The sequence below is a fragment of the Kocuria sp. CPCC 204721 genome (genome assembly GCF_040980945.1).
Taxonomy (GTDB): Bacteria; Actinomycetota; Actinomycetes; order Actinomycetales; family Micrococcaceae; genus Kocuria; species Kocuria marina.
On sequence record NZ_JAVKPO010000009.1, the window covers coordinates 25,759 to 50,808 of the forward strand.

The following is a 25,050-nucleotide window of genomic DNA, read 5'->3' on the forward strand; positions in this document are numbered from 1 at the left end:
ATCCACTAATATAACGCATGCGGGGGCGTCGGGGCCAGTCGAGGGACGGCCCCACGCCGGGCGAGGTCGCTGTTCTACAGTGGTCCCATGTCCGAGCAGCCGCGCTCCGAGCGCTTCGAATTCACCGACACCGCATCGTCCCAGGGTCCCGCCCACGCTCACGACGCCGCCCACGACCACGGCGCCTCCGATCCCGGTGCGCTGCCCGACGAGACCCTCGCCGAGGTGAACAACCAGATGCGTGACATCGCCGAGGTCCCCGCGGTCGAGGTCATCACGACCGCCGCGGTCCATCTAATGAGCGCCGCCGCCGTGAAGTGCGGTCTGGCCGCCGAGGAGAACGCCGAGGAACTCAAGGACCTGGACGAGGCGCGCAAGCTCATCATCGCCCTGGCGGGTCTGATCACCGCTGCCGCTCCCGAGATCGGCTCCCAGCACGCGGGCCCGTTACGCGACGGCCTCAAGTCGTTGCAGCTCGCGTTCCGCGAGGCCTCCCCGTTCCCCGACGCCCCCGGCGCGGGACCCGGCGAGAAGTTCACGGGCCCGGTCTACGGCTGAGCGTCAATCCCGTTGAAGCCCTTTTAAGGAACGCGGCGCGCGACCGGTGGTCGTGCGCCGCGTTCCTCTTAGTGACGTCAGACGGCGACGTCACGCTGTGATCTCATGCAGTGACCTCACGCGGTGAGCCGGACCTCGATCGAATCCACCGCCTCCGCCATGACGGGCTGGGCCGCGAGCTGCTGCTGGTAATGCCCCACTGCTGCCTGCACCTCGTCGGCGGACAGCCCCACCCGCAGCTGCAGGGTGACCGTGAGCTCCGGGCCCTCGCCCCCACCGCGTAACGTGGCGCCGTCGGACCGCGCGGCATTCACACCGCGACCCGGGCCGGCGAGCGCCGCCACGATCTCCGAGCGCCCGAGTGCCGCGCGCGTGACGGCGTCGTCCACCGCGACATCCCGGTACGACGGCGTCCACTCGTGTCCCTGCGCCACGGCCCACAGGGCGGGGCGCCGGACCACGAAGGCTGGATCCGTCCCCGGATCCACGACAAGCAACGCGGAGCCGTCTTGCACCGCGGACAGCGCGGCGCGGCGGATGTCCGCGGCGACCGGTCGGGCCCGGGCGTTCCATGCGGTCAGTGCACTGGTGGACGTGAACACCGGCAGGGCTTTGCGGCCGTCGGCGGCCTGCAAGCTCACGAGGGCCATGTCCGCTTCCTTGTCGGAGACCAGGCCGTCCTCGGTGATGTGGGACTGGGATACCTGCGCCACGATGGGCACGAACACCCGGATCCCGGCGAGCGCGGCCACGACCTCCTCCTCGCCCACTGTCCCCGCGCGCCATGCGTCAAGTGCGCAGGCGACATTCGGATCCGCGGTGCCGGGGTCGTCGGGAAACTGGTGGGTGTGGCTCGTACCCTCCCCCAAATTGCGACCCTCCCACGACTGACCGCCGGTGTCTGTGGGACCACCGGCCGAGCGCAGCTGAGCGGCGATGTGCGCGGGAAGGACGCGTGCGCTGGGGCCGGAAACGGCGTGGTCACCGCGCCCGGAGGGCGGGTGCGCTTCGCGTCCGGGCCCGCGATCCGCGCGGTGCTCAGGCACTCGGGCGACCGGCGACGTCCAGGGCTTCGGCCAGCGTGAACTTGCCGGCGTAGAGCGCCTTGCCCACGATCGCGCCCTCGATGCCGGCGGGGACGAGCTCGCGCAGCGCGGCGAGGTCCTCGAGAGACGAAATTCCGCCCGAGGCCACCACGGGCTTGTCCGTGCGGCGGGCGACCTCGGCCAGCAGCTCGGTGTTGGGTCCGCGCAGCGTGCCGTCCTTGGTCACGTCGGTGACCACGTACCGCGCGCAGCCGTCGGCCTCAAGGCGCTCCAGCACCTCCCACAGGTCGCCGCCGTCCTTGGTCCAGCCGCGCGCGGCGAGCGTGGTGCCGCGCACGTCCAGACCCACGGCGATCCTGTCCCCGTGCTCGGCGATCACGCGATGCGTCCACTCGGGGTTCTCGAGCGCCGCCGTGCCCAGGTTAATGCGCGCGGGGTCCAGGGTCAGGACGCGCTCGAGGGATTCGTCGTCCCGGATCCCGCCGGACATCTCGATCCTGAGGTCGAGGTTCGCGGCCACGCGGCGCAGGACCTCGATGTTGTCACCGCGACCGAAAGCGGCGTCGAGGTCCACGAGGTGCAGCCATTCGGCGCCCGCGTCCTGCCACGCGAGGGCGGCCTCGAGCGGATCGCCGTAGCCGGTCTCGGAGCCGGCCTCCCCCTGGACCAGGCGCACGGCCTGGCCCCCTTGTACGTCCACCGCGGGCAGCAGTTCCAAACGGCGTTCGGTGGTCTCGGTCATGTCTCTCCTCACGTGACGCCCGCGGGCGCCGTGGTGGTCCGGTGGTTGATTGGATTGTCCGGTGCGGCGCGCGCCCCGTACCCGTTGACGACGGCACTACGCCCGGTTCACACGCTCGTGAACCACGAGTAGCCCCCGTAGCCGATCAACACGAGGGCCACAAACGCGAGCAACACCACGCTCCACAGCGGCTTGCGCTGCTGATGGAAGGAGATCGCCCCGCCCACGAAGAACGCCCCCGCCACGAGCAGAAGCACCGATGCGGTCATGCCGGGACCCCCGAACCCGGTGCGGGGATGCGCCCGGCCATGCGTCCGGTGCGCGGCAGCGTGGACAGCCAGTTGCGCAGCAGGGCGATCCCCGCCGCGGAGGACTTCTCGGGGTGGAACTGCGTGGCGCTCAACGGACCGTTCTCCACGGCGGCCACGAAGGGCGTCCCGTGCTCGGACCAGGTGACGCCCGGGGGCGCCATGTGCTCGATGCTCTGGTCGAATTCCCACTCCCGCACCCCGTAGGAGTGCACAAAGTAGAACCGCTCGTCCTCAATGCCGCGGAACAGTACCGAGCCCTCCGGCGGGCGCACCTCATTCCAGCCCATGTGCGGGACCACCGGAGCGTCGAGGCGTTCCACGGTCCCGGGCCACTGTGCCAGTCCCTCGGACTCGTGACCGTGTTCCACGCCGCGGTCGAACATGACCTGTAGGCCCACGCAGATCCCCAGCACCGGACGGCCACCGCTCAACCGGCGATCGATGAGCCGCGGGGCGTCCACCGCGCGCAATCCCTCCATGACGGCCGCGAAGGCTCCCACGCCCGGGACCACGAGACCGTCCGCGTCCATGACGTCGCGCGGATCGGCGCTCAGCACCACCCGCGCGCCGGCCTCCTCGAGGGCGCGCACGGCAGATCGCACATTGCCCGCGCCGTAGTCCAGGACGACAACGCTCGGCGCCTCCGTCATGTTCTGCTCCGCCCCGTTCACAGTGCGCCCTTGGTGGACGGGACCACGCCGGCCATGCGGGCGTCGGGCTCCACGGCTTCGCGTAACGCCCGCGCAAGCGCCTTGAACTGGGCCTCGGCGATGTGGTGCGGATCGCGGCCGCGGATCACTTCCACGTGCAGGCACAACTGGGCGTGGTAGGCCAGGGACTCGAAGACGTGGCGGGTCATCGACCCGGTGAAGTGACCACCGATCAAGTGGTATTGCTGGCCCTCCGGTTCACCCGTGTGCACCACGTAGGGCCGCCCGGACACGTCCACCACGGCGGACGCGAGTGCCTCGTCGAGCGGCACGGTGGCCTGCCCGAAACGGCGGATCCCCCGCTTGTCCCCGAGTCCCTGGCGCAGCGCATCACCCAGGACGATCGCTGTGTCCTCGACCGTGTGGTGGACGTCGATGTCCGTGTCCCCGTGGGCCTGGATGTCCAGGTCGATCAGGGAGTGCTTGGACAGTGCCGTGAGCATGTGGTTGTAGAACGGCACCGTGGTCTCGATCGAGGACGTACCCGTCCCGTCCAGGTCCAGGCTCACGCGCACGGTGGATTCACTGGTCACGCGTTCCACCGTGGCGGTGCGGTGGTTCTCGACTGCGCTCATGAAAGACGACATCTCCTCGGGGACGGCGCCCGGCGACGGCTCGGCGGGCGGGTCCAGTCTAGATGGCTGGGGTGGGACCATGGGGCCGCGGCCCGACCGGTCCCACGGTTCGAGACGAGCCGGGCCGGCTCAGAATCTTGGTCCGGACGGTCCGGCTCAGGACCGGGCGAGGTAGGACTCCACGGCCTCGAGGAACGCGGTGGTCTCCGCTTCCGTCCCGGCGGTGACCCGTAGGTGGCCGGGGATCCCCACGTCCCGCACGAGGACGCCCTGGTCGAGCAGACCCTGCCACATGGCGTGGGCATCCCCGCCGCACTCGAAGAACACGAAGTTGGAATCGGATTCGGCGGGGGTCAGGCCCAGTCGCTTGAGCTCGTCCACGATCCGGTCGCGCTGCAGTTTGATGTCCTCGACCGTGCCGAGCAGTGTCTCGTGGTGTTCGAGTGCGGCTAGTGCGGTCGCCTGGGTCACCGAGGACAGGTGGTACGGCAAACGCACGAGGCGGATAGCGTCCGCGACGGAGCGGTCCGCGGCGAAGTACCCGAGCCGTGCACCCGCTAACGCGAACGCCTTGCTCATGGTGCGCGTGACGATGAGCCGGGGACGGCCGGGAAGCAGGGTTAGCGCCGAGGGGGTTCCGAAACGCGCGAACTCGGCGTAGGCCTCGTCCACGACGACGATGGTGTTGCGGTCCTCCCCCGCCTCGTACACGGCCTCGACGACGTCCAGTCCGAGCGCGGTCCCGGTGGGGTTGTTGGGCGAGCACAGGAACACGATGTTCGGGGCGTGCTCGCCCACCTGGCGAGCCGCCGACTCCGCGGACAGGGAGAAGTCCGCGGCCCTCTCCCCGGCGATGAACCGCGTGCCGGTCCCGAGGGCGAGCAACGGGTACATCGAGTACGTGGGGACGAAGCTCAGCACGGAGCGCTCCGGCCCACCGAAGGCCTGCAGGATCTGCTGCAGGATCTCGTTGGACCCGTTGGCGGCCCACAGATTGTCCTCGGTCAGCTCGTGACCCAGATAGGACGCTAGGGCGGTCCGCAGATTGGTGAAGTCCCGGTCCGGGTAGCGGTTCAGGGACGCCGCGGTATCGGTGACGCGCCGCGTGACGGCCCGAACCACGGGCTCGGGAACCGGATGGGTGTTCTCGTTGGTGTTCAGTGCGACACGGACTTCCAGCTGGGGAGCACCGTAGGGAGACAGGCCCCGCAGGTCGTCGCGCAGCGGAAGGGCTTCGAGGGAATCATCACGAGAATTCACCAGACCAGTCTATGGACTCGGCGCATATCCGGTCACACGACGTCTCACGGTGTGTCGATTCCCGGACCAGTCGTGACACCGCCCGGAGCTCGTCGGCGCACCAGGAGTCGCTCACTTGGCACCGACGGATCACGTCACCGACGGGTCACCGTCAGCGGGACGGGACCTCCAGGACCTGACCGGTGTGCAGGGTGGAGGACGTCAGACCGTTGAGCTCGGCGATGTCGTTCATGACCTCGCGGGTGTCCCGCTGCGGGTCCGCGACGGCGGCGATCTCCCACAGGGTCTGGTCCGCCTGCACCGTGACACCGTGGGTCACGGGCGCCCCCGCCGGTTCCGTGGATGCCTTGACCGTGGGCGGCAGCAGGAAGACGGCGGCGACCACCAACAGGGCCGCCGCTCCCGTGACGAAGGGCAGTCCGATCAGGAAGAACCGGCCGCGGCGGGTGAGCTGCAGCGGCGAGTGAGCGGCGCGCGGGGCGGCCTGGACGGACGCGGCACGGGCCGACGTACGAGCGCGCACGGCGGCGGAGGACGCAGCCGTGGCGGAACGAACGGATCGCGACAAGGTGAGAGCGGTCATGGCTACCTCCTGGTGATCTGACCGGATCCACCCGAAGGTGGCGGTGTTCGAACGCGAAGCGTATTTAGAACACATTTTCGAATCTGTACCCACAGTTCTAGCACGGGTGTACGAATGCTGTCGAGGACCTTTTCGAACACATATTTGAACCCGGGGACACGCGCGGGTTAAGCTCGAGGTCACACAGGAGTTAGTTGACCCCACGTCTCCGACACGCATAAGCGGCCTCCGCGGCCCACCGCAGGGTGTGCACAGCGTGGACGGTGAAAGGACCCCGCACGTGAGCACTTCTTCCCCGAATCAGCAGGCGTCCGACCGACGCCCGCGCACGCTCACCCCTCGACAAGCACGAATCCTCGGTGCCGTGCAGCGCTGCATCACCACGCGCGGCTACCCGCCGTCCATGCGTGAGATCGGTGACACCGTGGGCCTGGCGTCCCTGTCCAGCGTGACCCATCAGCTCGGCCAGCTCGAGAAGTGGGGCTACCTGCGCCGGGATCCGCGCCGACCCCGCGCCATGGAGGTCCTGCGCCCGTTGAGCGCGGAGGAACTCGACCGCCACCTGGGGCCGGCCGACGAGCCCGCGGGTTCCGTGGAGTCCTTGGCGACCCGCGCATCGGGCGCCGCGTCCCCCGCGGTGCACACCATGGGCGACCTGCCCGCCGCGGATGACGACGACGCCATGGTCCCCGTACCGCTCGTGGGGCGCATCGCCGCCGGTGGCCCCATCACCGCCGAACAATCGGTCGAGGAGGTCTACTCCCTGCCACGGCAGTTCGTGGGTCACGGCCAGTTGTTCATGCTCAAGGTCTCCGGGGACTCCATGATCGACGCAGCCATCTGCGACGGCGACTGGGTCGTGGTGCGGCAACAGAACTCCGCGCAGAACGGGGACGTCGTGGCTGCCCTGCTGGACGACGAAGCGACCGTCAAGACCTTCCGCCAGCGCGACGGCCACACGTGGCTGCTGCCCCAGAACACCCGCTACGAACCCATCCTGGGTGATCACGCGACCGTGATGGGAAAGGTCGTCTCGGTCTTCCGCTCCCTGTAGCTCGCCCTCCGAACGGTTCCGGGAACCGCGCGTCGCGTCACGCGGGACCCGGCGGCGTGCACCGCCTCGGAACCGCCCGTGCTCGCGCTCCGGACCACGGGCCCGCGCTCACAGGACTGCGGCGCGCGCCGTAACACCGTGCGCCGACCCACGCATGATCCGGCGGGGAGCACGGAGGCACTCAACGCGCGTCTCCCTAGACGGCACCACGGACGTGAGCACAGCGACGTCGAACGCTCAGGAGCGCGCCAATCGCTCTAACGCCCCAAGAACGGTCGAGCGGTCCGTGGTGGGCCACAGCGGCGGGAGGGACTGGGCCAGGAAGGACCCGTAGCGCGCCGTGGCGAGCCGCGAGTCCAGCACGGCGACGACGCCCTTGTCCCCGCTCGCACGGATCAGTCGGCCGGCGCCCTGCGCCAGGCGCACCGCGGCGTGGGTGGCCGAGACCGACATGAACCCGTTGCCGCCTGCCCGTTCGGCCGCGCGTGTGCGGGCGGTGCCCAGGGGATCGTCCGGGCGCGGGAACGGGATCCGGTCGATCACGACCAGTCGGCACGATTGCCCCGGCACGTCCACTCCCTGCCACAGGCTCATGGTTCCGAACAGGCTCGCTGAGGGATCGTCGGTGAACTCCTTGACCAGAGACGGCAGGGAGGCGTCCCCCTGGCACAGGATGGGCAGCTCTGTACGATCGCGCAGCGCCTCCGCCGCGTCCTCCGCGGCCCGGCGGGACGAGAACAGACCGAGCGCGCCGCCGCCCGAGGCCTCGAGCAGCCCGAGCAGTTCCTCGAGTTGCTCCTCCGAGACGCCACGGCCGGGTTTCGCGAGGTGATTGGCCACGTAGAGGATGCCCTGGCGGCGGTAGTCGAAGGGACTGCCCACGTCCACGCCCCGCCACGCGGGGGACCCCGGGCCCTGCAGGCCGAGAGCGCCGGCCGTGGACGAGAACGATGACCCCACGGCCAGGGTCGCCGAGGTCAGCACGACCGTGCGCCCGTCGAACAACGCCTCCCGCAGGGGCCCCGCGACGCTGAGCGGCGCGATGTTCAGGGTCGCCGGTTCCCCTTCGGACGCTCCCACGTATCCCTCGGTGGGCGACCAGCGACCCACGCGGGAAATCCACAGGACGTCATGGGCGGTGTCCGCCGACAGCATGCGCTCGGCGGTGTCCAGCAGCTCGGACAACCGTGAGCGGGCCGCGTGACGTGCCGCGTCCTCGCCCTTGGAATCGCCCTTGGTGTCACTGAGCCCCGTGCGCGCGGCATCCTGAACGCCACCGACCGCGTAGACCTGCTCCTCGGTGAAGCCTCGCGGCAACAGTCCGGACGGGTCGGGATCGAAGGCGAGATCGAAGGCCTGCGCGGCCTTCTCGAGTGCATCGCTCGACGCCGCGGTGTGCTTGCGCACGGCCGTGGCCGCCGCTCGTACCGCGGCGGCGGACAGCGACGCGGTCACGGCACCCGTGACCCGGTCCCGCAGCTCATGGGCCTCGTCAACGATCACGACGTCGTGCTCGGGCAGGACCGCGAGCCCCTCGAACGCGTTGATCGCGAGCAGCGCGTGGTTGGTGATCACCACGTCCGCCTCGCCGGCCTCGGCCCGGGCGCGCTCGGCGAAGCACTCCTCCACGAGGGGGCACTTGCGCCCCAGGCACTCCTTGGCGGTCACGGAGACCTGCCGCCACGCGGCGTCCGTGACACCCGGCTGGACGTCGTCCCGGTCCCCGGTCTCGGTGGTCTCGACCCATTCCCGCAACCGCAGCACCTGCTGGGCCAAGCCACCGAGGGGGCGATCCGCGCCCCCTGCGGCGGGTCCCGAACCGGGGACGTCGAACAGGGCGCCGTCGTCGTCCGGGTAGCCGCCCTCGACCTTGTGCAGGCACGCGTAGTTGGAGCGGCCCTTGAGCAGCGCGACGACGGGGCGGTCGTCCAGTTCGTCCTCGAGCGCGTCGAGCAAGCGGGGAACGTCCCGGCCCGTGATCTGGGACTGCAGGGCCAGCGTGGCCGTGGCCACGACCACGGGCTTGTCCGCGGTGCGGGCGTGGCGCAGGGCCGGGACGAGGTACGCGAGTGACTTACCCGTTCCTGTCCCTGCCTGGACCAACAGATGCCGGCCGGTCTCGAGGGCCTCGGCGACCTTGGCCGCCATGAACCGCTGCCCCTCCCGGCGCTGCCCGCCCAGCGCGGTCACGGCGGAGTCGAGGAGCTCGAGCGTGTCCACCGCGCCGGGCAGCGTTTCGGGGCGGACGTCCGAGAGGTCGTGCCCCGCTTCGTCGACGAACGATGCGCTCATGCTCCGGCGGGATCCTCCGCGGTGGGCGCGGCGGCCGGGCTCCCGGGCTCCGCCACGCGGTAGGGCTCGAGTTCTCCCACGAGTTCCTCGCGAACGCGCACACGCAACCGCGTACCCTCGGGAGTGTGTTCCGTGCGCAGGATCTCGGCGTCCTGGGCGTGCAGCCGGGAGACCACCTCGCCGTGAACGTAGGGCACGAGCAGTTCCATGTCGTGGTCTGGGCGCGGAATGGCGGAGGAGATCAACCGCTGCAATTCCTCGATGCCCTCTCCCGTGCGCGCCGAGACGGCCACCGACGGGTGCTCGTGATTGCGCAAACGACCCAGCACCACGGGATCCGCGATGTCGGCCTTGTTCAGGGCCACGATCTCCGGGATGTCATTGGCCCCCACGTCCGTGAGGACGTCCCGCACGGCCTTGAGCTGACCCTCCGGATCCGGGTGGGAGGCATCCACCACGTGCACGATGACGTCTGCGTCCGCGACCTCTTCCAGGGTGGAGCGGAACGCCTCGACCAACTGGGTGGGCAGCGAGCGCACGAAGCCCACGGTGTCCGCGAGCGTGTAGCCGATCCCGTCCGGGGTCTCGGCCTTGCGCACCGTGGGATCCAGCGTGGCGAACAGCGCGTTCTCCACGAGGACCCCGGCATCCGTCAACCTGTTGAGCAGGGACGACTTACCCGCGTTGGTGTACCCCGCGATCGCGACCGAGGGCACGGAATGACGCTTGCGGTTGAGTCGCTTGGTCTCACGCGCCGGCTTCATGGCCGCGATCTCCCGACGCAACTTGGCCATGCGCTGGCGGATCCGGCGCCGGTCCAGTTCGATCTTGGTCTCACCGGGACCACGGCTACCGATGCCCTCACCCGAGGCCGCACGGCCACCGGCCTGCCGGGACAGCGACTCACCCCAACCACGCAGACGCGGGAGCATGTATTCGAGCTGCGCCAGCTCCACCTGCGCCTTGCCCTCCTTGGACTTGGCGTGCTGGGCGAAGATGTCCAGGATGAGACCCGTGCGGTCGATGACCTTGACCTTCACGACGTCCTCGAGAGCACGACGCTGCGACGGCGCGAGCTCGGCATCCACGATGACGGTGTCCGCACCGGTCGCGGCCACCACGTCCTTGAGTTCCAGGGCCTTGCCCGAGCCGAGGTACGTGCCGGGGTCCGGGGTCACGCGCCGCTGCAGCAGACCGTCCATGACCTCGGAACCGGCGGTCTCCGCGAGCGCCGCGAGCTCACGCAGCGAGTTCTCCGCATCGGCCAGGGTCCCGCTCGAGAACAGACCCGCCAGGACGACGCGCTCGAGCCGCAGCTGCCGGTACTCGACCTCGGTGACGTCCTCGAGCTCGGTGGACAGTCCGGCGACACGGCGCAGCGCGTGACGCTCGGCGAGGTCCTGCTGATCGCCGTCGGATTCGACGTGGACGTGGTCCTCGTCCGCGAGCTCACGGGCGCGGCCCAGGTAATCGTGTCCGCCACCCGCGGCATACGACGCGTCGTGGTCGCGGGCGCCGTGGACGCCCCGTTCATCGTCGAAGACGTCCTGACCGGCGTCGTGGACGTGGGTGGGTTCGGAGCGTGTGCGCGCACGGGCCAGGACACGCGAGACGACGTCCTCCAGTTCCGGTCCGGTCAGTTCCGCGGAGTGTCCGGGCTGCTTCGGAGCGGGATTCTGGTGCTGGTGAGATTGCGTCATATTTCCTTGATCTATGGCTGGAGACGGTTGACCAAGTCTAGCGCCGGGCACTGACACGACGGGCGGGGGCACTAGCATGTGGAGCCATGGCCCCCGAGAATCCCGCCCAGCATTACTTCGTGTCCGACCCGTCCGTCGCGGAGAAACCGCGGCGGATCACCGTGGAGCTGCGGGGCCGCACCGTGGACGTGGGGACGGCAGCGGGGGTCTTCTCCCCCTCGGACCTGGACAAGGGAACCGCCGCGCTGCTGCGCAACGTGCCCGATCCGCACGGGCGGAACCTGCTCGACATCGGGTGCGGGTGGGGGCCGATCACCCTGGCCCTCGCGCTCGCTGCACCGAGTGCCACGGTCACCGCGGTGGACATCAACGAACGCAGCCTGCGGCTGACTGCGGCGAACGCGCGGGAGCTGGGTCTCACGGGCGTGGAGACCCATCGGCCCGAAGACGTACCCGCGGATCGTACGTTCGACACCATCTGGTCCAACCCGCCGATCCGCGTGGGGAAGCAGGAACTGCACGACATCCTCATGATGTGGCTCCCCCGCCTCGCGCCCGGTGGTACGGCGTGGCTCGTGGTACAGAAGAACCTGGGTGGGGACTCACTGCAGCGCTGGCTCGCGGCCACCCTGGGTGAGGGGTATTGCGTGGACCGGGCCGCAACCGACAAGGGCTTCCGCGTCATCACCGTCCAGCGCGCCTGAGGCGCGCGGAGGCACGCATGCCGGGCCGGGAACCGGGGTCGCGTGTACGGCGTTGGAACCTATACCCCCGGGCGTTGGGTCGAAAACAGGAGCCAAGGGTGCCGCTCCGGGAGCCGGCGCGCAGCGTCGTCGTCGGCCGATGCATGCAACAGGGCCGCGCGGCGAGTCCCTCCCGGCTCAGCCCACCCCGGGGACGGACGCGACCGACTCAGACGAGCTCGGCCGTGGCGACCACGCGCACCGGACCCGCGAGGACCACGTGCTCGGTGCCGTCCGGAGCGGGTACGAACGTCACGGACAGCACGCCCCCGGGGACCCGCACGAACCAGCGGTCCGGGGAGTCGGGGCCGCCCCAGAACCGGGTGGCCGCCGCGGCCGCGCACGCACCGGTGCCGCACGAGTGCGTCTCGCCCACACCTCGCTCGTGGACGCGCATCTCGAGGCGACCGAGTTCGGAATCGCCGTCGTCCGAGGGCACCACGAACTCCACGTTGGTCCCCTCGGGCGGGGTGGGTTCCACGACGGGCGCGGTGTGCAGGTCCAGCCCGTCCAACTTCTCGCCCTCGGACAGGGCCACGACCGTGTGGGGATTGCCCATGCTGATGGACACCCCCGGGCGCGGGACCGTGAGCCCCTCCGCGTTCACGATGCAGTCGGAACCGCGCTCGCGAGCGGCGTCCCCGTCCTCGAAGCTCCACGGGCCCATGTCCACGGCGTAGCCGTCGGACGTGCGCGCCACGGTGCGGATCCCCGCGCGCGTGCCGATGCGCAGTTGGGAACCGCGCGGGAGGCTCACGAGGCCCTCACGCACGAGGTGGTCCACGAACACCCGCACCCCGTTACCGCACATCTGCGCCACGGAACCATCCCCGTTGCGGTAGTCCATGAACCACTCGACGTCCGGGTGCGCTTCGGCGAGGTCGCCGGCATCGGCCACGTGTTCGGTGCGCACGGCGCGGATCAGGCCGTCACCGCCCAGTCCGAGGTGCCGGTCGCACACCGCCGCGACCGTGTCCGGTGAGACGTCCAGGGTGCCGTCCCGGTCCGTGAAGACCACGAAGTCGTTGCCCGTGCCGTGCGCCTTGGTCACGCGCACGCCCGCCAGTTCCTGCCAGTTCACGCTGCCTACCGTCCCCTCGGTCGTGTCAGTCATCGCCGCCATCATACTGAGCCCGTACGACGTCCATTGCCCGCTCCGTCAACGCGGACGGTCCCGCGGGGTCGTCCGCGCGCAACCAGTGCACGCGAGGATCCGCCCGGAACCACGTGCGCTGGCGCTTCACGAACCTGCGGGTGGCGGTCACGGTCTCGTCCCGGGCGCGCTCGAGTGTACTGGTGCCGTCGAGCACCGCGAGCAGCTGGGGGTAGCCCAGGGCCTTGCCCGCGGTGGGACTTTCGCGCAGCCCCCGGGCCTCGAGCGTTCGTACCTCATCCAGCCAGCCCCGCTCGAGCATGGTGTCCACGCGGCGGGCCACCCGCTCGTTGAGTACATCCCGCTCCATGGCGAGACCGATCTGCACCGTGGGCCGCACGTACCGGCGCTCGGGCATGAACGACGTGAAGGGCCGCCCGGTCAGCCGATGCACCTCGAGCGCCCGCACCAGTCTGCGGTCGTCCTTGACCGCGGCCGCCGATTCGGGATCTACGTCCGCGAGACGCTGCAGCATGCGGGCGCGCCCGTGCTCACGCAGCTCGTCCTCGATCCGCGCTCGCAGCTGCGGATCGGTTCCGGGGAATTCGATGTCGTCGAGCACCGCGCGCACGTACAGGCCCGATCCGCCCACGAGGACGGGCACGTTGCCGCGCTCTTCGATCTCCGTGATGACGGTGCGGGCGCGGGTCTGGAACGCGGCGACCGACGCTTCCTCGTGCAGGTCCAGGATGTCGAGCAGGTGGTGCGGTACTCCCCCGCGTTCCTCCCGGGTCAGCTTGGCGGTCCCGATGTCCATGCCCCGGTAGAACTGCAGGGCGTCCGCGTTGACGATCTCCCCGCCCACGCGCCGGGCGATCGCGATCCCGAGGTCCGACTTCCCGGTCCCCGTGGGTCCCACGACGGCCACGACCGGGCGCTGCGTCCCCCGGGTCATACCGCGCTCAGGGCTTCCGCAGCGACGGCATACCCAGGCCCACGGCGGCGGGCCTGCCCGACGACGGCGCTCCGCACGATTCCGCCTGGGCGGCCTCCCACGCGTCCCCGCCGCGGGAGCGCCGCACGCTGTACTCGCTCGCGTCCCGCGGGTCCGCGAGCAGGTGGTACGTGGCGGCCCCGGTGACCGGAACCGTGACGAAGTCACCCGGACGCGGCTGTTCGGCCCCGTCCGGGACGCTGAAGTGCACGAGCCGCTGGTCCGGACCACGCCCGCTGAGTCGATGAGTGGCGTCGGACTTGCGCCCCGACTGGGCGCTGACCAGCACCTCGGTGCGCGTACCCACGAGCTCGCAGTTCATTTCCGCGCTGATCCGGTCCTGCAGGGCGGTCAACCGTTCGAAGCGTTCCTGCACCACGGGGGCCGGGACCTGGTTCGCCATCTCCCCGGCGGGAGTGCCCGGGCGCACCGAGTACTGGAACGTGAACGCGGAGGAGAACCGGGAGGCCTCCACAACGTCCAGGGTGTCCTGGAAGTCCTGCTCGGTCTCCCCTGGGAAGCCCACGATGATGTCGGTGGTGATCGCGGCGTGCGGGATCCGCTCACGCACCCGGTCCAGGATGCCCAGGAACTTCTTGGAACGGTACGAGCGCCGCATGTCCTTGAGGATCCGGTCCGAACCGGACTGCAGCGGCATGTGCAACTGAGGCATCACGTTGGGGGTCTCCGCCATGGCATCGATCACGTCGTCCGTGAAGGCCGCGGGGTGCGGACTCGTGAAGCGCACCCGCTCCAACCCCTGGATGTCCCCGCAGGCGCGCAGCAGTTTGGCGAACGCCCCGCGGTCACCGAACTCCACGCCGTACGAGTTCACGTTCTGCCCCAGCAGGGTCACTTCCACCGCACCGGAGTCCACGAGCGCCTGGACTTCGGCGAGGATGTCCCCGGGACGGCGGTCCTTCTCCTTGCCGCGCAGCTGGGGGACGATGCAGAACGTGCACGTGTTGTTGCACCCCACCGAGATGGACACCCACCCCGCGTAGGCCTGTTCCCGCTTGGTCGGCAGTGCTGACGGGAACGTCTCGAGGGCTTCCAGGATTTCCACCTGGGCCTGCTCGTTGTGCCGGGCGCGTTCCAGCAGGACCGGCAGGGACCCGATGTTGTGGGTCCCGAAGACCACGTCCACCCACGGGGCCTTATCGACGATGGTGGCGCGGTCCTTCTGGGCGAGGCAGCCGCCCACCGCGATCTGCAACCGTTCGTTGCGCCGCTTGACAGGGGCCAGCTGACCCAGCTGGCCGTACAGCTTGTTGTCCGCGTTCTCTCGGACGGCACACGTGTTGAACACGACCAGGTCCGGATCACGGTTCACCGCGGGAACGTATCCGGCGCTCTCGAGCAGTCCCGTGATGCGCTCGGAGTCGTGGGCGTTCATCTGGCATCCGAGAGTGCGCACTTCGTAGGCGGGTGCATCGGTGGCGATCACGGGTTCCTGCACGGCATGGGGCATCTGAGTCACCTCACCATTTTAGGGACGCGGTCAAATTGCTGGAACTCGGCCGTCCACGGCCAAAGGGGCACCGATCAGGGCGTGTCCCACACATGGGCGCCGTCCGGATCCGGCCGATCGCGCCCGCCCACTGTGGACCCGCCCGCGGCGTACTCATCTCCCGAGGACCCGTCTCCCGGGAACCCGTCTGCGGAGAACTCGTCACCGGCGAACTCCTCCGATTCGAACTCCTCCGCCGAGGACTCCAGCGCGCCCAGCTCCTCCTTGACCACGGCGAACGCGAGTCCCGGCGGATACCCCTTGCGTCCGAGCATGCTCACGAGCCTGCGGGTCAGCCGGTCGCGTTCCTTGCGGTCCGACGGGTCCAAGGAGGCGGGCAACTTCTTGCGCACGAGGACGTGGGCGTCCCGCAGTTCGTCGTGGTCGGAACGCTGTTCAAGGGCCTCGTCCGCGATCTCACCCGTGATCCCGCGCTGCGCGAGTTCCCGGCGCAGAGCCGAGCGGGACAACCGGCGGGTCTCGGCGCGGGACCTGACGAACATCCCCGCGTAGGCCCGGTCGTCCACGAGGTTCACTTCCTCGAACCGGTCGAGCACCTCCCGGGCGACGTCCTCGGGGACGTTGCGGTCCGCGAGTTTGTCCTCGAGCTGGCGCCGCGACTTGGCCGATGCGCTCAACTGGCGCAGGACGATCGCGCGGGCGACCTCGCGGGGATCGGCCTCCGCCTCACCCGGTGACTCCGCGGACGCGGGCGGCGCCGCCGGGCCCCAATGGGAATCGGAGGCCCGGCGGCGCCGGGAGCTATAGCGTTCGGACTCAGTCATGAAGGGACGGCGTCAGCTCAGAATGCCGGAAGTTCGGTCTCGTCCTTGGCCGGTGCGAACGGGGCATCCGGATCCAGGTCCTGGGGATCGTCGCCGAACCCCTCCGTGTCCTGGGAGGCCTGGTCCGGGTCCTCGCTGATCCCGAGCTTGACCAGGATCTTGCGTTCGATCTCCTGGGCGAGTTCTGGGTTGTCCTTGAGGAAGCGGCGCGAGTTCTCCTTGCCCTGGCCGAGCTGGTCCCCCTCGTAGGTGAACCACGCACCGGACTTCTTCACGATGCCGTGTTCCACGCCCATGTCGATCAGGCCGCCCTCGATGGAGATGCCCTGACCGTAGAGGATGTCGAACTCGGCCTGCTTGAAGGGCGGGGCCATCTTGTTCTTGACGATCTTGGCGCGGGTGCGGTTACCCACGGGGTTCGCACCGTCCTTGAGGGTCTCGATCCGGCGGACGTCCACGCGTACGGAGGCGTAGAACTTCAGCGCCTTACCACCCGTGGTGGTCTCCGGGGAGCCGAAGAACACGCCGATCTTCTCGCGCAGCTGGTTGATGAAGATCGCGGTGGTGTTGGTGTGGGACAACCGACCCGTGATCTTACGCAGAGCCTGGGACATCAACCGGGCTTGCAGACCCACGTGGCTGTCGCCCATTTCGCCCTCGATCTCCGCCTTGGGCACGAGGGCCGCCACGGAGTCGATCACGATGATGTCGATGGAGCCCGAACCCACGAGCATGTCCATGATCTCGAGCGCCTGCTCACCGGTGTCCGGCTGGGACACCAGCAGGTTGTCCGTGTCCACACCGAGCTTCTCGGCGTAGACCGGGTCCAGCGCGTGCTCGGCGTCGATGAAGGCGGCGATCCCGCCGGCCTTCTGGACGCTGGCCACGGCGTGCAGGGCCACGGTGGTCTTACCCGAGGATTCCGGGCCGTAGATCTCCACGACACGGCCGCGGGGGAACCCGCCGATACCCAGTGCGACGTCCAGCGCGATGGAACCGGTGGGGATGGTCTCGGTCTTGTTGGCGGGGCGATCCCCCAGCCGCATGACCGATCCCTTGCCGTAGTTCTTGTCGATCTGGGACAGGACGGTGTCCAGTGCCTTCTGACGATCGGATCCGGCCACCTGAGAGGGTGCCGGTGCGCCCTTGGACTTGGCTGCCATGTTTCACCTCGGTTCTCGGGGGCCGGGGCGGCCCTGTCGATGTCTTCGCGTTCCACGGTACAAAGGGGGTCCGACAGCCATAAGCGACCGGACGGGTTGTGGAGCGCGCGTGAGCTGATTCGAATATACCTTCGAAGACGGCGTGGCGCACGCCGCCCACGGCGAACTCAGCGCCGGGGCGGTTGATCCGGACCCCACCACCGCGACTCGGGGATCTCCTGGGCGCGGCACACCGCGAACCACACCGTCTTGGGGTCCGTCCCGGACTCGAGGGCCTCCGCGGCCGTGCGCTCACCCAACTCGGTCAAAACCAGATCCCGAGCGAGAACCCGGCTGTACGCCGCCCCGAATTCGTGGGACATCAGGTCCCAGAACGCACTGACTCGCATGAACGACTTCTCCTCGGTATCGACGGTATCGACGCTGCATAGATCCGCTAACTCTCCACGCTGTGCGGACCCCGCGGTGCTGCGATGAGCAACGGACCCGCCCACCGGGCGGGTCCGTTCGTTGGTCTGGTGCACCGCGGCCGGTTCGGCCGCAGCGAGCGGGGTCTGACTCAGTGCGCGCCGGCGGCGGTGCCACCGCGCAACTGACGCATCTCCCGCGTGAACTCCTCCGTGAGCTCGGACGGCACGGTATCAGGGATGAACGTGCCCTCGGCGTAGGCGAGACGGTCCGCGACCTCGCGCAGCATCTGGGACATGGGGATGTCCAGTGCCGCACAGATGGACGCGAGCAATTCGGAGGAGGCTTCCTTCTGTCCTCGCTCCACCTCGCTCAGGTACCCCAGCGAGACGCGGGCACTGTGCGAGACCTCGCGCAGGGTCCGGCCCTGACGCTGGCGGACGTTGCGCAGCACCTCGCCTATCTCCTGACGCAGGACACCGACCTTGACATCATTGGTTTTCCCGTGAGCTTCATCGGACACACCCACGTCCTTCCAACGGACAACACCATTGACAGACACGGGTTGCTTCGTCATGTGAATTGCTTCTCCTCGTACGAATTGACGGGGCCTTCTGCATCGCTGACGACGCAGTGGTCGAGGCCTCTTGAGCCCATCGGGCTCAACCTCTGATATCCATAACGGGCTTACGTGTTCGATTGTTCCCGCTCGGCGGCCTAAAAACACTAGGCGTTGGCTGGGAATGAGATTTGAGTCGTCAATGCGTCAAGCGCGCGGCCCACGGTGGCTTGCCGGATCTCGGCCCGGTCACCGCTGAGATCCAAACGCTCCACCCGCTCCACACCCGGACCCGCGATCCCCACGAATACGGTTCCCACGGGGTGTCCGTCGTGCGGTTCCGGCCCGGCGACCCCGGTGGTGGACACGGCCCAGTCCACGCCCAGGCGCTCGCGCGCACCGCGGGCCATGGCCACCGCGACCTGCGGGTCCACCGCGCCGCGTTCCTCGAGCAGCTCGTGGGACACACCCAGCACGCGTTCCTTGACGGCGTGCGAGTAGCTCACGACCGCTCCCTCGAAACACGCCGAGGCACCCGACACGGTCACGATCGCGGATGCGAGCGCGCCCCCGGTGAGAGATTCGGCCGTGCCCACCGTGACCCCGCGAGCGACGGCGCGGCGCACGAGCTCCGCGGCGTCGTACCCCGGCCGGTTCTCTGTCACGCCGCATCCCCGCGCACGGCCCGGTTGCGCAACTGCACGGCCTTGATCACATAGTCGATGCCCGTGATCACGGTGGCAAGCAACGCGAGCGCGGTGAGCACCCATGCGAACCACAACCACCACTGCCCCACGAAGGGGGTGAGCGGCAGCAGCAGGGCGATCAGCGCCGCGGTCTGCAGGACGGTCTTGGTCTTGCCGCCCTTGGACGCGGCCATCACGCCGTAGCGGATCACCACGAATCGCATGAGCGTGATGCCCCACTCGCGCACCAGGATCACGATCGTGACCCACCACCACAGCTCCCCGAGCATGGACAGCACCACGAACGCGGCACCCGTGAGCAGTTTGTCCGCGATGGGATCGGCGATCTTGCCGAAACTCGTGATGAGGTTGCGCGCCCGGGCGATGTCCCCGTCGAGCTTGTCCGTGAGCATCGCGAGCCCGAACGTGACCACGGCGGCCCAGCGCATGCCCATGGAGTCCTGGCCGTGGGTCCCCCCGGCCACCAGGAACCACACGAAGAACGGGACCATCACGATCCGCAGTGCCGTCAAGGCATTCGGCAGGTTCCAGTTGGAGGCGTTGGGGGCGGGCGCCCCGGGCGCCGCCGCGCCGTCGTTAACCGTCATCGTCCCGTCAACTCCCATGCATCCTCGGATTGGTCGGACCCGTCGTGGTAGTTGTGGGCCACGTTCGACAGCGACGCCGCCACGAGGTCCTCGCCGGACGCCGACGCCGCGAGCGCACCGTCTGCGGCGGCCGGTGTACTCTGCGCGGGTGGTTCCTCGCCGCGGATCAGGGCGAGGGTCGCGGCGAGGTCATCCGGCTTGACGAGGACGTCACGTGCCTTGGACCCCTCGGACGCCCCGACCACGCCGCGTGACTCGAGCAGGTCCATGAGCCGCCCGGCCTTCGCGAAACCCACGCGCAGCTTGCGCTGGAGCATGGACGTGGACCCGAACTGCGTGGTGATGATCAGCTCGGCGGCCTGCAGCAGGACGTCGAGGTCGTCCCCGATGTCCTCGTCGATCGTCTTCTTGGGCGCTTCCTGCACGACGTCGTCGCGGTAGTGCGTGCTCATCTGCGACTTCACGTGCTCCACGACCTTGTGGATCTCAGACTCGGAGACCCACGCGCCCTGCACACGCATGGGCTTGGACGCGCCCATGGGCAGGAACAGGGCGTCACCCTGGCCGATTAGCTTTTCCGCCCCGGGCTGGTCCAGCACCACTCGGGAGTCGGTGACCGAGGACGTCGCGAACGCCATCCGGGACGGGACGTTGGCCTTGATCAGACCGGTCACGACGTCCACCGAGGGCCGCTGCGTGGCGAGCACGAGGTGGATGCCAGCGGCACGCGCGAGCTGGGTGATCCGCACGATCGCGTCCTCGACGTCCCGCGGGGCCACCATCATGAGGTCCGCGAGCTCGTCCACGATCACGAGCAGGTACGGGTAGGGGCGGATGGTGCGCTTGGACCCGGGTTCGGGTTGCACCTTCCCGTTGCGCACGGCCTTGTTGAAGTCGTCGATGTGCTTGTAGCCGAAGTGGGAGAGGTCGTCGTAGCGCGCGTCCATCTCCCGCACGACCCACTGCAGGGCCTCGGCGGCCTTCTTGGGGTTGGTGATGATCGGGGTGATCAGGTGCGGCACGCCCTCGTACGCGGTGAGTTCCACACGCTTGGGGTCCACCATGACCAGGCGCACCTCGTCCGGGGTGGAGCGCATGAGGATCGAGACGATCATGGAGTTCACGAACGAGGACTTACCCGCACCGGTAGCACCGGCCACGAGCATGTGCGGCATCTTGGCGAGGTTCGCGAGCACGAAGCCGCCCTCCACGTCCTTGCCCACGCCCATGATCATGGGGTGTTCGGACGCCCGGGCCTTCTGCGAGCGCAGCACGTCCCCCAGCGCCACGGTCTCGCGATCCGTGTTGGGGATCTCGATGCCGATCGCGGACTTGCCCGGGATGGGCGAGAGGATCCGCACGTCCGCGGACGCCACCGCGTACGCGATGTTCTTGGACAGCGCCGTGACGCGCTCCACCTTGGTCCCGGAGCCCAGTTCGATCTCGTAGCGCGTGACCGTGGGCCCGCGCGAGAAGCCGGTGACCTCGGCGTCCACCTTGAACTGTTCGAGCACGCTCGTGAGCGCCCGGACCACCTGGTCGTTCGCCTCGGAGCGTTCCTTGGCGGGCGGGCCCTGCACGAGGTCCGCCACGGGCGGGAGGCTGTAGGCGACGTCGCCCTGCAGCTTGAGCTGCTCGGAGCGGGCCGGGATGGGGGTCGCGGGCGTGTGGGTGCGGGGCTGGGCGTCATCGTCCACCTTGAGGGCGGGCGCGTCCGACGCCGCCGCGGTGTCCGCCGCGGGCGCGATCCCCTGCTCCTCGCGTAATTTCTGGGCGGCGCGCTGGGACTTGGTGGGACGCTTCTCGCCGGGGCGCAAGGCGGCCACCGGGTTCGGGATCGCGTCGGTGTCCTGGACCTCGGACGCCGCGGTGGAGCCCGCCGCCTGCGCGGCGTCGCGCACGGAGGAGGACCCACCCGCAGAACCCCGGCGCGCGGAGCGCTCCGCGTGCGAGCCGACGTCGAACACGCTCGTCGATCCCGCGTCCCGTGCCTCGCGGCGGTTGGCCTCGCCCACGACAGCGCGCTCGAACGCCTCGTCACCGTCGTAGCGTTCCAGCTCGTGGCGCTGCTTGCGTCGCTCGGAGCGACGGGAGCGCTTCTCGCGTGTGGGCCGGGTGGGATCGAGGTAGGAGCGGTCGTGCGCGGGATCGGTGACGTCGGTCGCGCGAGGCTCGTACTGGCCCGTGAGACGGCGGTAGAGCTCGCGCAAGCGCGGCCCGATCTCCCCCACGGGCGTGGCGGTCATGACGAGCACGGCCAACGCCGCGAGCAGCACGAACACCGCGAGCGCGCCCCATCGGGTGATCAGGGACGCCAACGGGTCCGCGGCCAGGAAGCCCACGAAACCACCCGCGCGCCACACGGCGTCGAACCCGTCACCCAGACCGGGCGCGCCGCCCAGCAGGTGCGCGGTGCCCGCGCCGGCGACAGACAGCGCGAGCAGACCGATCGCGATGCGGTTGTTGGCCTGCGTGGTCTCGGGGTGACGGAAGACGCGGATCGCGAAGAAGAAGCAGAAGATGGGCAGCACGAGGGCCATGAACCCGAAGGTCCCGCCCACGATCGCGTGCACCCAGGACGCGGGGATCGCCACGAGCGCGAGGTCCACGCCGCGCAGGTTCCACCACTCGACCGCGGCGATCACGACGGCGAGCACGAGCCACACGAGCGCACCACCGTCGCGGCGCTGTTCGGGAGCCATGTCCGTGCGCACGGTCCCCACGCGGCGCACCGCGGCCCCCACCACGTGTCCGGCGCCGGACCACGCGTTGACCACCCCGTGCAGGGCGGTGGAACCGGCCGAGGGCCCCGTGGATCCGGAGCGTGCGGATGTGGACCGTGCGGGGGCCTTCTTGCCGTTCTTAGGGGAACGCGCGGAACTCGAGGACCTGCCGGAGGCCTTCGAGGAGCGCGCGGGGGAAGTTCGAGACGCCATGCCCCCAGGGTACCCGGACGCGCAGCGGCCCGCCCGGAGTCGGATCCGGGCGGGCCGCTGCGCAGTGCGGTGGTTCGGGGCGTCAGGCCTCGACGACCACGGGCACAATCATGGGCTTGCGCCGCAGCTTGCGGGAGACCCACGAGCCCACGGTGCGCCGCACGATCTGCTGCAACTGGTGGGTCGTGTGGTTTTTGCCGCTCTCGCCGAGCGCGTCCTCAAGGGCCGCGGAGATCCGGGGGCGGATCTCGTTGAACACGGTGTCCTCCTCGGCCACGCCGCGCGCGTGGATGTCCGGGCCGGAGACGATCTTGCCGGTGTCCCGGTTGACCACGGTGATCACGGAGATGAAGCCCTCCTCACCGAGGGTCATGCGGTCCTTGAGGTCCGCGTCCGTGATCTCACCCACGGAGGAGCCGTCCACGTAGATGAACCCGCACTCCACCTGCCCGGTGATCTTGGCCGCGCCGGAATGCATGTCCACCACGGTGCCGTTCTCCGCGAGCAGCACGTGGTCCGCGGGGACGCCGGTTTCCTGGGCCAGGTTGCCGTTGGCGATCAGGTGCCGGATCTCGCCGTGGACCGGCATGACGTACTCGGGTTCCACGATGTTGTAGCAGTACAGCAACTCGCCCGCCCCGGCGTGACCCGAGACGTGGACCTTGGCGTTGCCCTTGTGCACCACCTCCGCGCCCAGGCGCATGAGCCCGTTGATCACGCGGAACACGGAGTTCTCGTTGCCCGGGATCAGGGAGGACGCCAGGATCACGGTGTCCCCCGCGTTGACCTGGACCTTGTGGTCCCCGTTGGCCATGCGGGACAGCGCGGCCATGGGCTCACCCTGGGAACCGGTGCACATGATGACGATCTGGTCGTCCCGGTAGTCGCCCACCTTCTTCTGGTCCACGAGCACGTTGGGCGGCACGTCCAGGTACCCGAGCTTCTCGGCGATCGCCATGTTGCGGATCATGGATCGGCCCATCAGGACGACCTTGCGACCACTGGCCACAGCGGCGTCGAGCACCTGCTGCACGCGGTGGACGTGGGAGGAGAACGACGCCACGATCACGCGCTGCTTGGCGCGGGCGACCACGTCTGCGAGCACGGGACCGATGGCCTTCTCGGACGAGATGAACCCGGGAACCTCGGCGTTGGTGGAGTCCGTGAGGAACAGGTCCACACCCTCCTCGCCCAGGCGGGCGAAGTGACGCAGGTCCGTGATCCGCCCGTCCAGGGGCAGCTGGTCCATCTTGAAGTCACCGGTGTGCAGCACGGTCCCGGCCTTGGTCCGCAGGAACACTGCCAGGGCGTCCGGGATGGAGTGGTTCACGGCCACGAATTCGCACTCGAACTCACCGAGGCGCTCCACCTGGCCCTCACGCACGGCCATGGTGAAGGGCTTGATCCGGTGCTCCTGCAGCTTGGCCTCGATCAACGCGAGCGTGAGCTGCGAGCCCAGGATGGGGATGTCCGGGCGGCGCTTGAGCAGGTACGGGACCGCGCCGATGTGGTCCTCGTGCCCGTGGGTGAGCACGATCGCGACGATGTCGTCGAGGCGCTCACGGATGTGGTTGATGTCCGGCAGGATCAGGTCCACGCCGGGCTGGGTTTCCTCGGGGAACAGGACACCGCAGTCGACCACGAGCAGCTGCCCGTTGATCTCGAACACGGTCATGTTCCGACCGACCTCGCCCAGACCGCCCAGGGGAATGACTCGCAGGGTGTCCTTCGCGAGTGCCGACGGTTCGGAGAGGTCGGTGGTGTTCCAATGGGTCATGAGACCCCTTTCATCTCAGGTGGTCAGCGTGTCGGCGATGACCGACGTGCTCAGGTCCGAGCGGATCTGCTCCAGTTCGGCCTGTGTGGGTGTCACGTGCGGCAAGCGCACCGTGTTGTTCGGCAGGCGGCCCTGCCAATGAAGAATGGTCTTCGCGGCCACGGCCCCGGGGATCCGGGTCATGGTGGCACGCACGAGCGGCAACAACTCCTCGTTGAGCCGCTGCGCGGTCTCGAGGTCCCCCGCCAGGGAGGCGTCCACGAGTTGGCGGTAGCGCGGGGTGTCGATGTGGGTGGTCACACCCACGAGCCCGGACGCGCCGAGCGCGATCCACGGGAGGGTGAGACCATCGTCGCCGGAGTAGAAGAGCAGGTCTGTCTCGGCCATGACCCGGGCGGCGGCCATGAAGTCCGCCTTGGCGTCCTTGACGGCCACGATGTTCGGGTGGGAGGCCAGGGAGATCATGGTCTCGGGCTCGATCGGGATTCCCGAGCGCCCGGGGATGTCGTACACCATGACGGGCGTGTCCACGGAGTCCGCAAGCGAACGGAAGTGCGCCTCGACCCCCGCCTGGCTGGGCTTGTTGTAGTACGGGGTGACGATCAGCAGGCCGTCCATCCCGATCTTCTGCGCCTCGAGGCACAGGAAGCGAGAGTGCTCGGTGTCGTTCGAACCGGTCCCCGCGAGCAGCGGCACGCGCCCGCCCACGGCGTCCTTGACGGCACGGAAGACCGAAAGGTTCTCCTGGTCGGTCATAGTGGAGTACTCACCGGTGGTGCCGCACACCACCAGACCGTCACAACCGTCGTCCACGAGTTGCTCGGCGAGGCGACCCGTGGCCTCGAGATCCACCGAGCCGTCGTCGTGGAAGACCGTGACCATGGCGGTGAGCAGGGACCCGAACATGGGCGCGGACCGCTGCGTCCGCGCAGGTGCGCTGTCGTGTGTCATATCCAC

At 69.2% G+C, this 25,050-nt stretch carries 24 protein-coding genes; 3 read left to right on the forward strand and 21 right to left on the reverse strand.

Features of this window, described 5'->3' with window-relative positions; genetic code table 11:
• Nucleotides 1-87 precede the first annotated feature (87 nt).
• Nucleotides 88-558: a DUF1844 domain-containing protein gene (locus RF637_RS09415; protein ID WP_131333187.1), complete on the forward strand. Its 471-nt coding sequence runs from the start codon at nt 88-90 to the stop codon at nt 556-558.
• Between the two features lie 116 nt (nt 559-674).
• Here the strand turns inward: RF637_RS09415 and RF637_RS09420 are convergent, their stop codons facing one another.
• The 7 genes from RF637_RS09420 to RF637_RS09450 form a co-directional block, all read right to left on the reverse strand.
• On the reverse strand, nt 675-1,604 hold the full coding sequence (locus RF637_RS09420) for an SseB family protein (protein ID WP_368844697.1): 930 nt from the start codon (nt 1,602-1,604) through the stop codon (nt 675-677).
• Nucleotides 1,597-2,346, reverse strand: coding sequence for a bifunctional 1-(5-phosphoribosyl)-5-((5-phosphoribosylamino)methylideneamino)imidazole-4-carboxamide isomerase/phosphoribosylanthranilate isomerase PriA (gene priA / locus RF637_RS09425; RefSeq protein WP_085106698.1), 750 nt, complete (start codon nt 2,344-2,346; stop codon nt 1,597-1,599). Before priA ends, RF637_RS09420 begins: the two co-directional genes overlap by 8 nt.
• Nucleotides 2,347-2,453: 107 nt before the next feature.
• A complete protein-coding gene (locus RF637_RS09430; RefSeq protein ID WP_165489804.1) occupies nt 2,454-2,615 on the reverse strand; it encodes a hypothetical protein in 162 nt (53 codons plus the stop codon).
• On the reverse strand, nt 2,612-3,307 hold the full coding sequence (gene hisH, locus RF637_RS09435; RefSeq protein ID WP_144932644.1) for an imidazole glycerol phosphate synthase subunit HisH: 696 nt from the start codon (nt 3,305-3,307) through the stop codon (nt 2,612-2,614). The genes RF637_RS09430 and hisH overlap by 4 nt, the downstream gene beginning before the upstream one ends.
• A 17-nt stretch (nt 3,308-3,324) precedes the next feature.
• Nucleotides 3,325-3,942: an imidazoleglycerol-phosphate dehydratase HisB gene (hisB, locus tag RF637_RS09440; RefSeq protein WP_144932642.1), complete on the reverse strand. Its 618-nt coding sequence runs from the start codon at nt 3,940-3,942 to the stop codon at nt 3,325-3,327.
• A 156-nt stretch (nt 3,943-4,098) separates the two neighbouring features.
• A complete protein-coding gene (locus tag RF637_RS09445; protein WP_085106696.1) occupies nt 4,099-5,202 on the reverse strand; it encodes a histidinol-phosphate transaminase in 1,104 nt (367 codons plus the stop codon).
• Between the two features lie 151 nt (nt 5,203-5,353).
• Nucleotides 5,354-5,785, reverse strand: coding sequence for a LysM peptidoglycan-binding domain-containing protein (locus RF637_RS09450; RefSeq protein ID WP_144932640.1), 432 nt, complete (start codon nt 5,783-5,785; stop codon nt 5,354-5,356).
• Between the two features lie 280 nt (nt 5,786-6,065).
• Here RF637_RS09450 and lexA point away from each other — a divergent pair, with 280 nt between their 5' ends.
• A complete protein-coding gene (gene lexA, locus RF637_RS09455; protein ID WP_085106694.1) occupies nt 6,066-6,839 on the forward strand; it encodes a transcriptional repressor LexA in 774 nt (257 codons plus the stop codon).
• A 237-nt stretch (nt 6,840-7,076) separates the two neighbouring features.
• Here the strand turns inward: lexA and RF637_RS09460 are convergent, their stop codons facing one another.
• Together RF637_RS09460 and hflX are read right to left on the reverse strand one after the other, a co-directional pair.
• On the reverse strand, nt 7,077-9,131 hold the full coding sequence (locus tag RF637_RS09460; RefSeq protein WP_368844698.1) for an ATP-dependent DNA helicase: 2,055 nt from the start codon (nt 9,129-9,131) through the stop codon (nt 7,077-7,079).
• Nucleotides 9,128-10,831, reverse strand: coding sequence for a GTPase HflX (hflX, locus tag RF637_RS09465; protein ID WP_368844699.1), 1,704 nt, complete (start codon nt 10,829-10,831; stop codon nt 9,128-9,130). The genes RF637_RS09460 and hflX overlap by 4 nt, the downstream gene beginning before the upstream one ends.
• Before the next feature lie 86 nt (nt 10,832-10,917).
• Here hflX and RF637_RS09470 point away from each other — a divergent pair, with 86 nt between their 5' ends.
• Nucleotides 10,918-11,535: a class I SAM-dependent methyltransferase gene (locus tag RF637_RS09470; RefSeq protein WP_144932636.1), complete on the forward strand. Its 618-nt coding sequence runs from the start codon at nt 10,918-10,920 to the stop codon at nt 11,533-11,535.
• Nucleotides 11,536-11,743: 208 nt separating this feature from the next.
• On the opposite strand, the gene dapF is transcribed toward RF637_RS09470, so the two are convergent.
• The 12 genes from dapF to dapA form a co-directional block, all read right to left on the reverse strand.
• Entirely contained in the window at nt 11,744-12,688 is a 945-nt protein-coding gene (gene dapF / locus RF637_RS09475) for a diaminopimelate epimerase (RefSeq protein ID WP_260849419.1), read from the reverse strand.
• Complete coding sequence (gene miaA / locus RF637_RS09480; RefSeq protein WP_368844700.1) at nt 12,681-13,622, reverse strand: tRNA (adenosine(37)-N6)-dimethylallyltransferase MiaA; 942 nt, start codon at nt 13,620-13,622, stop codon at nt 12,681-12,683. The genes dapF and miaA overlap by 8 nt, the downstream gene beginning before the upstream one ends.
• A 7-nt stretch (nt 13,623-13,629) precedes the next feature.
• Nucleotides 13,630-15,132, reverse strand: coding sequence for a tRNA (N6-isopentenyl adenosine(37)-C2)-methylthiotransferase MiaB (gene miaB / locus RF637_RS09485; RefSeq protein WP_368844725.1), 1,503 nt, complete (start codon nt 15,130-15,132; stop codon nt 13,630-13,632).
• A gap of 74 nt (nt 15,133-15,206) precedes the next feature.
• On the reverse strand, nt 15,207-15,956 hold the full coding sequence (locus RF637_RS09490) for a regulatory protein RecX (RefSeq protein ID WP_167318650.1): 750 nt from the start codon (nt 15,954-15,956) through the stop codon (nt 15,207-15,209).
• Between the two features lie 17 nt (nt 15,957-15,973).
• The gene (recA, locus tag RF637_RS09495; RefSeq protein ID WP_368844701.1) at nt 15,974-17,119 is read right to left on the reverse strand and encodes a recombinase RecA; all 1,146 of its coding nucleotides are present in this window, start codon (nt 17,117-17,119) and stop codon (nt 15,974-15,976) included.
• Between the two features lie 167 nt (nt 17,120-17,286).
• Nucleotides 17,287-17,508 carry a DUF3046 domain-containing protein gene (locus RF637_RS09500; RefSeq protein WP_035963868.1) on the reverse strand — a complete coding sequence of 74 codons (222 nt, stop codon included), beginning with the start codon at nt 17,506-17,508 and terminating at the stop codon, nt 17,287-17,289.
• A 170-nt stretch (nt 17,509-17,678) separates the two neighbouring features.
• Nucleotides 17,679-18,104, reverse strand: coding sequence for a helix-turn-helix domain-containing protein (locus tag RF637_RS09505; RefSeq protein ID WP_064845953.1), 426 nt, complete (start codon nt 18,102-18,104; stop codon nt 17,679-17,681).
• 149 nt (nt 18,105-18,253) lie between these two features.
• Nucleotides 18,254-18,751, reverse strand: a complete 498-nt coding sequence (locus RF637_RS09510) for a CinA family protein (RefSeq protein WP_064845954.1) — start codon at nt 18,749-18,751, stop codon at nt 18,254-18,256.
• Nucleotides 18,748-19,380, reverse strand: a complete 633-nt coding sequence (pgsA, locus tag RF637_RS09515; RefSeq protein ID WP_064845955.1) for a CDP-diacylglycerol--glycerol-3-phosphate 3-phosphatidyltransferase — start codon at nt 19,378-19,380, stop codon at nt 18,748-18,750. The genes RF637_RS09510 and pgsA overlap by 4 nt, the downstream gene beginning before the upstream one ends.
• A complete protein-coding gene (locus tag RF637_RS09520; protein ID WP_368844702.1) occupies nt 19,377-22,316 on the reverse strand; it encodes a DNA translocase FtsK 4TM domain-containing protein in 2,940 nt (979 codons plus the stop codon). The genes pgsA and RF637_RS09520 overlap by 4 nt, the downstream gene beginning before the upstream one ends.
• An 82-nt stretch (nt 22,317-22,398) precedes the next feature.
• Nucleotides 22,399-24,093 carry a ribonuclease J gene (locus RF637_RS09525; RefSeq protein WP_368844703.1) on the reverse strand — a complete coding sequence of 565 codons (1,695 nt, stop codon included), beginning with the start codon at nt 24,091-24,093 and terminating at the stop codon, nt 22,399-22,401.
• Nucleotides 24,094-24,108: 15 nt separating this feature from the next.
• Nucleotides 24,109-25,044, reverse strand: coding sequence for a 4-hydroxy-tetrahydrodipicolinate synthase (gene dapA, locus RF637_RS09530; RefSeq protein WP_167318654.1), 936 nt, complete (start codon nt 25,042-25,044; stop codon nt 24,109-24,111).
• Between the last annotated feature and the right edge of the window lie 6 nt (nt 25,045-25,050).